Origin of the sequence: Geminicoccus flavidas (genome assembly GCF_009806515.1) — a bacterium.
Lineage (GTDB): Bacteria > Pseudomonadota > Alphaproteobacteria > Geminicoccales > Geminicoccaceae > Geminicoccus > Geminicoccus flavidus.
In genome coordinates, this window is record NZ_WUJP01000938.1 from 1 (window position 1) to 7,794 (window position 7,794).

Consider the following 7,794-nt stretch of genomic DNA (forward strand, 5'->3'; position numbering starts at 1 on the left):
GGGGTAGTGGCGGATGGTGCCCGCGTCCAGGATGATGCCGGGCAGTTCGGGTGCGCGCACCGCGATCCGCGCCACCTCCTCCCAGGACAGGTCCTCGCGCACGCCCACCGGCACGAAGCGCGGCCGGGCCTGTGCCTGGGCCAGGATCTCGGCGATCCGCTCCGGCGAGAGGCCCAGCAGCCCGCCCAGGCGCTGCAGCGTGCTCGGCAGGTCGGGGGTCAGCTCGCGCACCACCCGCACCCGGTAGGTGGCAGCGTTGTCCGCGAGCGGGCGGCCACCGCGGTCGAGGATCCGGCCGCGCGGCGGGAGGATCAGCCGCTCGCTGACCCGGTTGGATTCCGACAGGAGCTGGTAGCGCTGGCCCTGTGCCATCTGCAGGTACCAGAGCCGGCCGACCAGCGTGCCGAACAGCCCGCAGGTCCCCGCCCCCAGCAGAAAGGAGCGGCGCTTGAACCAGCGGAGGCGCTCAGCCTCCTGCTGCATGGCGCACTCGCGGCAGCCGCACCTGGACCTGGATCAGCAGGACCGCGACCACCGGCCAGGCCAGCACGGTGAGCAGCGCCTGCGGGGCCAGGGGATCGATCGCCTGCCAGCGCAGGGCATGGGCCGAGGTGACGAGCCAAGTCGCCGCCATCATCACCGCCACGTAGCCGGCAAAGCCGACCCAGCGCCCGAGCGGCGAGGCCGCCAGCAGGAGGCGCTGCTGCCGCACCACCGTCTCGCGCAGTAGCAAGAGCATGGCGGGGCCCAGCCCGATCAGGCTGCCGGCGACCAGGTCGCCCGCCAGGCCCAGCAGGAACAGGGCCAGTGGCGGCAGCAGTTCCGGCCGGTGCAGCGACCAGAAGAACACGACGGCGAACGCCAGCTTTGGCGCCTGGGCCTGCGGCCCGGCATCGGGCAGCGGCGCCAGGTCGAGCAGCAGCGCCAGGGCTACGGTGAGGATCGGCAGGAGCTGGCGCAGCCGCAGCTCAGCCTTGTGGGTGATGAGCCCGGTCACGGCAGCATCGGCCCGGTGGCGGCCATCGTCTCCGCGCCGCCCGCCACGGCCGATGCGTCCATGACGGCTAGGTCCGCCCCGTCCGCCTCCGGTGGCTCCACTGGCTCGGCACGCAGCACCTGGACATAGTCGAGCCGGCCCCAGTCGACATAGGCCGCGACCTCGACCCCGGCGGCACCGACCCGGCTGACCACGCCGACCGCGATGCCCGGCGGGATCAGCCCGCCCTCCCCTGAGGTGACCACCCGGTCGCCCAACTGGAAGCGCGGGTCGCGCGGCAAGAAGCGCAGGCGCAGCCGGCGGCCGCCGTCACCCTCCATCAGCGCGCGATCGCCGCTGCCCTCAACCATCACCGGGATCTTGGCAGCGGGATCGGTGATCAACAGGACCCTGGCACTCTGTCGGCCCACCGCCACCACCCGACCGACCAGGCCCGCCTCGTCGACCACCGCATGGCCCACGGCCACGCCGCGCGCACTGCCGGCGTCGATCAGCCGGGTCTGGACGAAGCTGCCCGCACTGTCGCCCACGATCGCCGCAGTGGCGACCCGCATGGCCGGCGCCTCGACCGGCATCCCGGCCGCGATCCGCAGCTCACGGTTCTCCACCGCCAGCCTGGTCGCCTCCGCCTGCCAGCCGAGCAACTGATCGACCTGGCCGCGCAGGCGGGCGTTCTCCTCGGCAAGCGCCATGGTCTGGCCGACCGTGCGGGCGACGTTGCGCACCGCCTCGACCGGGGCGCTGACCAGGCGCAGGGCCGGGCTGGCAAGGTCCCCGGCACCGGTGGCGAGCGCGTCGATCAGCTTCAGGTCGGCCTTGCCGATCACCAGCAGCATCAGGGAAGCCGCGACCAGGCCGCCCACGGTCATGCGGTCGACGACCAGCTTGAACGGCACCGATAGTCGCGGCAGGCGGCGGGCCATCGGGCTCAGGCCGAGTGCTGGGCCGAAGGCGACGGTGCGGCAGCGATGGCGTTCAAGCGAGACCTCCAGTCTTTCCCGATAACCGGGAGCGGTACGGCCGGTTTAAGGAATGAATGAAGAAACGTCCATGATGTTGACATGTTTTAGTGAAGGAGTGGTCGCCTCAGTAGGCGGCGTGCAACACATGGCGCAGCGACCGGTCCTCCAGGCAGCGGCCGGTGCCAGCCACCACGCAGCTCAGCGGGTCCTCTGCCCGGCTGACCGGCAGGCCGGTCGTGTAGCGCAGCACGAAGTCGAGGTTGCCCAGCAGCGAACCACCTCCGGTGAGCACGATGCCGCGGTCGACGATGTCGGCGGACAGCTCTGGGGCGGTGTGCTCCAGGGCCGTCTTCACCGCCTCGATGATCTGGATCACCGGCTCGGCCAGCGCCTCGGCGATCTGCTTCTGGCTGATCACGATCTCCTTGGGCACGCCGTTCAACAAGTCGCGCCCGCGCACCTCCATCACCTTGCCGTCGCCCTCCTCGGGCAGACAGGCCGAGCCGATCGACTTCTTGATGTTCTCGGCAGTGGTGTCGCCGATCAGCAGGCTGTGGTGGCGGCGCACATAGTTGATGATCGCCTCGTCCATCTTGTTGCCGCCGACCCTGACCGAGCGCGAATAGACGATGCCGCCCAGCGACATGATCGCGACCTCGGTGGTGCCGCCGCCGATGTCGACCACCATCGAGCCGCTGGGCTCGGTCACCGGCAGGCCGGCGCCGATCGCGGCGGCCATCGGCTCCTCGATGAGCTGGACCCGACGTGCACCCGCCCCTTCGGCACTTTCCTGGATGGCGCGCCGCTCGACCGCGGTGGAGCCGGACGGCACGCAGATGATGATCGAGGGTGCAGCGAACGCCCGGCGGCGATGCGCCTTGCGAATGAAATGCTTGATCATCTCCTCGGCCACCTCGAAGTCGGCGATCACCCCGTCGCGCAGCGGGCGGATAGCCTCGATGTTGCCGGGCGTGCGGCCGAGCATCTGCTTGGCGTCGTTGCCGACCGCCACCACCTGCTTGCGGCCCTTGACCGTAGAAAGCGCCACCACGGACGGCTCGTTCAGGACGATGCCCCGGCCCTTCATGTAGACGAGCGTGTTGGCCGTGCCGAGATCGATGGCAAGATCGGTGGAGAAGATCCCGAACAGTCTGGACAGGAACATGGGGCCGAGGTCCGTCAGGCAAGCCCGCAGCAGGCGATACAACCTGCCGGCGAACCATCTCTGCCAGAAAAATCGTCACGGTTCTATCGCGCGTCGTGCGCGGCAAGTTTACCTGTGGCGGAGCCTTCAGTTTCCCGTGCGGCGCCCGATCGGCGGGCCGGTCAGGTTCCAGCGATCGGCGCGAAGCGGCCGTTCGCGTCCGGCGCGAATTGCGGGATGTGGCCCAGCCCGGTCACCAGGGCGGCGTCCGCGCCCAGCACGGTGCGCCATTCATGGGCCTCGGTCAGCACCACGCCGGCCCCCACCACCTCCGCACCCGCGGCACGCGCCAGCGCGATCGCACCCTTCAGGCTGGAGCCGCTCGCCACCACGTCGTCGACCACCACCGCCCGCTTGCCGGCCAGCAGCGGCACGGCACGCCGGTCGAGCAGCAGGCGCTGCTCGCCCTTGGAGGTGATCGAGGTGATCGGCTCCACCAGCGCGTCAGCCAGATGGATCTTCGGCGACTTCTGCAGGACGACATACTGGTCGAGGCCGAGCGCGCGGCTCACTTCGATGGCGATCGGGATGCCGAGCGTGGCAGGCCCCACGATCACGTCCGGGCGCAGCGACCTGAGCCGCTCCGCCAGGGCCTTGCCGACATGGTCCAAGAAGCCCACGCCCAGATCGATCACCATCATCAGGGAGATCGCGAAGTCCGGCTTGATCGCCACGATCGGCAGCTCGACCGGGCGGCCGGCCACATCCACGGTCCAGTGCTGCGTCGTGACAGGGGATGGCGTCATGGTTTGCGGACCTCGTTGAGCGGCAGGCGGGGTTCCACCAGCAGGCCGACCTCCCGCCAGGTCGTGCGCTTGGTGGCGGCATCGAAGCCGTTCACCGCGAGCGCGGTGGAGATGGCCTGGGCCATGCGAATGGACTGGACCAGGAGCGGGATGCCGCGGGCCAGGGCATAGCGCAGCCGGGTGTGGAAGGGCACCCCGTCGATCTCCATGCCGCGGGCGCGCTGGGCATCGGCGATGCGCAGGAACTCCTCGCGCAGCATCGGGATGATCCCGAACACCAGGGAGAGCACCAGCGTGGCCATGGGCGGGAAGCGCGCGGCACTGGCCGCCGCCAGGATCGAGCCCGGCGTGCTCGTCTCCATCACGAAGTAGAAGGCCGCGGTGGTGGCGACCAGCCGTGCGGCCATCCGCACCGCCGTGGGCAGCGCGTCGGTCAGGGGCTGGCCCTGCAGGCCCAGATTGATCGACCAGGTCACCAGCACCATGGCGACCAGGATGGCGGCACCCTTCAGGTAGCCGCCCAGCCCCGGCACTCGTGCGGCGCAGAGCAGCAGCACGACCAGGGCCGCGATCAGGACGGCCGGCCAGGGACTGGCCACCAGCCAGGCCGCAGCCATCACCAGGAAAGCGGCTACGAGCTTAACCAGGAAATTGACCTCGTAGAGCCGCTTCACGACGCGATCCTCAAGGGGGGCTGGGGAGCAGGCCAGCCCAGGGACTGGAAGGCCGGCGAGGCCCAGCCTTGCTCGATCGGTCCGTCCGCCGCGATCCTGCCGTCGGCCAGGATCAGGAGGCGCGGGCATAGATCGTCGATCAGTTCCAGATCATGCGAGATCAGCAGCACGGCCCGACCGGCCTCGTGCGAACGGCGCAGGAACAGGTCGAGCATGGCGCGGCCCTGCCGGTCGCGGGCCAGGAGCGGCTCGTCCAGGATCGCCACGGCGCAGCCGGCCGCGTCCAGGCAGGCAAGGCCCAGCAGAGCCTGTTCGCGTGCGGACAGGGCGAACGGGCTGGCCTCCGCCTTGTCGGCCAGGCCAAACGGCACCAGTGCCTGGGCGGCCCGGGCACGTATCTCGGGATCGCCGATCTTCGCAGTCGAGCCGCCGACCGAGAAGGCGATCTCGTCCAGCACGGAGAGATTGAACAGCATCCGGCGCATGTTCTGTGGCAGGTAGCCGACCCGACGCGCCCGGCGTGCGGCGGTCCAGCGCTCGGCGGGCTCGCCCTCGATCACGATCCTTCCCGCGGCGAGCGGCGCCAGGCCCAGCACCGTCTGGATCAGGGTCGACTTGCCGGCACCGTTGCGCCCGACCAGGCCCGTCACCTCGCCCGCACGCAGCTCCAGGGTGATGTCGTGCAGGACCGGCTCGCCGGTCGGGCGGGTCAGCCTGGTGCGCAGCCCCTCCACCGCCAGCAGGATCCGTCCGCCTGCCGTCGCACTGGCCTCCGCCGGCCGCTCCTGCCTTCGAGGCGGCAGCAGGCCGGTCTCGAGCCAGGGTGTCCGCAGCGCCAGCGCCTCCGCCGTCGGCCAGCTGCCGGCGAGCTGCCCGGCCTGCAGCAGGTGGATGCGACCCATGGCGCCCGCCAGCGAGGCCGCATCCTGGTCGGCGGCCAGGATCAGCGGGATGCGGTCGCGCACGGCCGAGAGGCTGCGCTCCAGCCGCAGCCGTGCCGCCGGGTCGAGGCCGGTGGTGGGCTCGTCCAGCACCAGGAACTCCGGCCGGGCGGCCAGCGCGCCGGCGAGCACGGCCATGCGCCGCTCGCCGCCGGACAGGGTCAGGACGCGCCGCCCGGCGAGGTCGTGGATCGCCAACTCCTCGAACAGCTCCGCCAGGCGCGCCCGGATCTCGGCACGCGGCACGCCGCGGTTCTCCAGCGGCGCTGCGATCACGTCCTCGACCTCCAGGTCGAAGAGCTGGTCGTCCAGGTTCTGGAACACGATGCCGATCCGGGAGAACAGCTCGGCCCGCGGGATCTCGGCGAAGTCGCGGGTGCCCAGCCGCAGCCGACCGGTCACCCGCTCGGCGTTGACCAAGCGCGGGACCACCCCGCAGGCGGTGGCGAGCAAGGTCGACTTGCCGCTGGCCCCTGCCCCGCAGACCAGGGCGCCGCAGCCCGGCTCGACCTGGAGCGACACGCCGTGGAGGACGTCCTGACCCTGATAGGCCACGACGAGGTCTTCGATCGCAAGCAAGCTGAATCCAGGCCGAAGATGGTCAGGGAAGATGGGGCTCAGAAGCGGGTGAAGCCGCCCGGATGGGCGCTCTTGAGGATCTTGAGCGCCGGGATCACCAAAAGCGGCGTGCCGATCACCATCGGTACCACATCGGACAGGCCCAGATAGGTCAGGGCCCACAGGAATGGGAAGATGCCGAGATATGCTAGGCTGGCCGAGACCACCACGACCATGCCGAGCCCGACCAGGAGGCAGACCAGGGCGATCTTGACCAGGGTGCCGCGGCTCATGCTGGTCCGGGCCGGGTCGAACAGCATGCCCGGGATGAAGCCGGTCAGGCCCACCGCGATGCCGTCGATGATCAGGGAATGGGCCGGGATGAAGGTGCCGGCCAGCAAGGACCAGATCACCGTGCCGAGATAGCCGCAGATGAAGCCGCTCCTGGGGCCCAGGAGGATGCCGATCAGGCAGGGCAGGAAAGCGAAGATCCGCCACTGAATCACGCCCGGGACGAGCTGGATCGGGTTGGCGTATGCCCACAGCACCCCGGTCGCCGCTGCCCCTACCAGGGCCAGCACGATCGGGAAGAGGGTGTTCTGTTCCTTGGTGTAGGTGGTCGCCATTCGATGTCCGTCCCTTGAGAGCCCTTGGCGCGAACCGCTAGCAAAAACGAGACCAGGCCGCGGAGCGCCGCGGCCTGGCGAAAAGACTGCTCAATTTCCGGGCAATCTGCCCACGACTTGCTCAGGCGTGGGTGTAGCTCACGCCGAGAGCGCGGCAGGTGCAGTCTTGCGCCGCTTGGTGATCAGCTTGTTCAGCGCCGAGATGTAGGCACGCGCCGAGGCCACGATGATGTCGACGTCGGAGGCCTGGCCGTTCACCGACTTGCCGTCCTCCTCCAGCTTCACCGACACCACCGCCTGGGCGTCGGTGCCCTCGGTCACGGCGTTGATCTGGAAGACCTGGAGCTTGGCATTGTGCGGCACCAGTCGCTCGATCGCCTTGAAGGTGGCGTCCACCGGGCCATCACCGAGCGAGACCGAGGTCATCGGCTTGCCGTCGACCTCCATGTCGATCGAGGCTTCCGGCTTGATGTCCGAGCCGCACATGACGCGCAGCCGGTTGAACTTGATCGCCTGCTCGCCGGTCTGGATCTCGTCGTCGACCAGGGCCACCAGGTCCTCGTCGTAGATGTCCTTCTTCTTGTCGGCGAGCGCCTTGAAGCGGACGAACGCCTCGTTCAGCGCGTTGTCGCCCAGCTGGTAGCCCAGCTCCTCCAGCTTCTTCTTGAAGGCATGGCGGCCGGAATGCTTGCCCATGACCAGGCTCGATCGGTGCAGGCCGACATCCTCCGGCCGCATGATCTCGTAGGTCTGCGCGTTCTTGAGCATACCGTCCTGATGGATGCCGCTCTCGTGCGCGAACGCGTTGGCGCCGACAATCGCCTTGTTCGGCTGCACCGAGAAGCCGGTGATCGCCGAGATCAGGCGCGACGCCTTCATGATGTCCTGGGAGATCACCCGGGTCTGGTAGGGCAGCACGTCCGGCCGGGTGCGCACCGCCATCACCAGTTCTTCCAGCGCGGCGTTGCCGGCCCGCTCGCCGATGCCGTTGATGGTGCACTCGATTTGCCTGGCCCCCGCCTTGACCGCGAGCAGGCTGTTGGCGACCGCCAGGCCCAGGTCGTTGTGGCAGTGGACCGAGATGAT

General features: G+C 69.6%; 8 protein-coding genes and 1 pseudogene. All 9 read right to left on the minus strand.

Translation table 11 applies throughout. The annotated features are described in order from the left end of the window. Positions 1–483 (minus strand): annotated as a pseudogene (locus EQG76_RS26905) (penicillin-binding protein 2); the annotation flags it as partial. Continuing rightward, the gene (gene mreD, locus EQG76_RS26910; protein ID WP_159718019.1) at positions 467–997 is read right to left on the minus strand and encodes a rod shape-determining protein MreD; all 531 of its coding nucleotides are present in this window, start codon (positions 995–997) and stop codon (positions 467–469) included. The pseudogene EQG76_RS26905 and the gene mreD, both read right to left, overlap by 17 nt. After that, positions 994–1,920 carry a rod shape-determining protein MreC gene (gene mreC / locus EQG76_RS26915; protein WP_159718021.1) on the minus strand — a complete coding sequence of 309 codons (927 nt, stop codon included), beginning with the start codon at positions 1,918–1,920 and terminating at the stop codon, positions 994–996. Before mreC ends, mreD begins: the two co-directional genes overlap by 4 nt. A 163-nt stretch (positions 1,921–2,083) precedes the next feature. Beyond that, entirely contained in the window at positions 2,084–3,124 is a 1,041-nt protein-coding gene (locus EQG76_RS26920) for a rod shape-determining protein (protein ID WP_159718023.1), read from the minus strand. 161 nt (positions 3,125–3,285) lie between these two features. Next, positions 3,286–3,909: a phosphoribosyltransferase family protein gene (locus EQG76_RS26925; protein WP_159718025.1), complete on the minus strand. Its 624-nt coding sequence runs from the start codon at positions 3,907–3,909 to the stop codon at positions 3,286–3,288. After that, entirely contained in the window at positions 3,906–4,583 is a 678-nt protein-coding gene (locus EQG76_RS26930) for an energy-coupling factor transporter transmembrane component T family protein (protein ID WP_159718027.1), read from the minus strand. The genes EQG76_RS26925 and EQG76_RS26930 overlap by 4 nt, the downstream gene beginning before the upstream one ends. Then, positions 4,580–6,103: an ABC transporter ATP-binding protein gene (locus tag EQG76_RS26935; RefSeq protein ID WP_159718029.1), complete on the minus strand. Its 1,524-nt coding sequence runs from the start codon at positions 6,101–6,103 to the stop codon at positions 4,580–4,582. Before EQG76_RS26935 ends, EQG76_RS26930 begins: the two co-directional genes overlap by 4 nt. Positions 6,104–6,141: 38 nt before the next feature. Further along, positions 6,142–6,708 carry an aminotriazole resistance protein gene (locus EQG76_RS26940; RefSeq protein ID WP_159718031.1) on the minus strand — a complete coding sequence of 189 codons (567 nt, stop codon included), beginning with the start codon at positions 6,706–6,708 and terminating at the stop codon, positions 6,142–6,144. A gap of 138 nt (positions 6,709–6,846) precedes the next feature. Continuing rightward, the coding region (locus EQG76_RS26945) for a 2-isopropylmalate synthase (protein ID WP_200841158.1) at positions 6,847–7,794 on the minus strand (948 nt) is incomplete at its 5' end.

What these genes read in the sequence shown, in the direction of transcription:
- EQG76_RS26920 (WP_159718023.1), bottom strand. Translation starts at nt 3,124, where the DNA reads ATGTTCCTGTCCAGACTGTTCGGGATCTTCTCCACCGATCTTGCCATC.
- mreC (WP_159718021.1), bottom strand. Translation starts at nt 1,920, where the DNA reads ATGGCCCGCCGCCTGCCGCGACTATCGGTGCCGTTCAAGCTGGTCGTC.
- EQG76_RS26940 (WP_159718031.1), bottom strand. Translation starts at nt 6,708, where the DNA reads ATGGCGACCACCTACACCAAGGAACAGAACACCCTCTTCCCGATCGTG.
- EQG76_RS26925 (WP_159718025.1), bottom strand. Translation starts at nt 3,909, where the DNA reads ATGACGCCATCCCCTGTCACGACGCAGCACTGGACCGTGGATGTGGCC.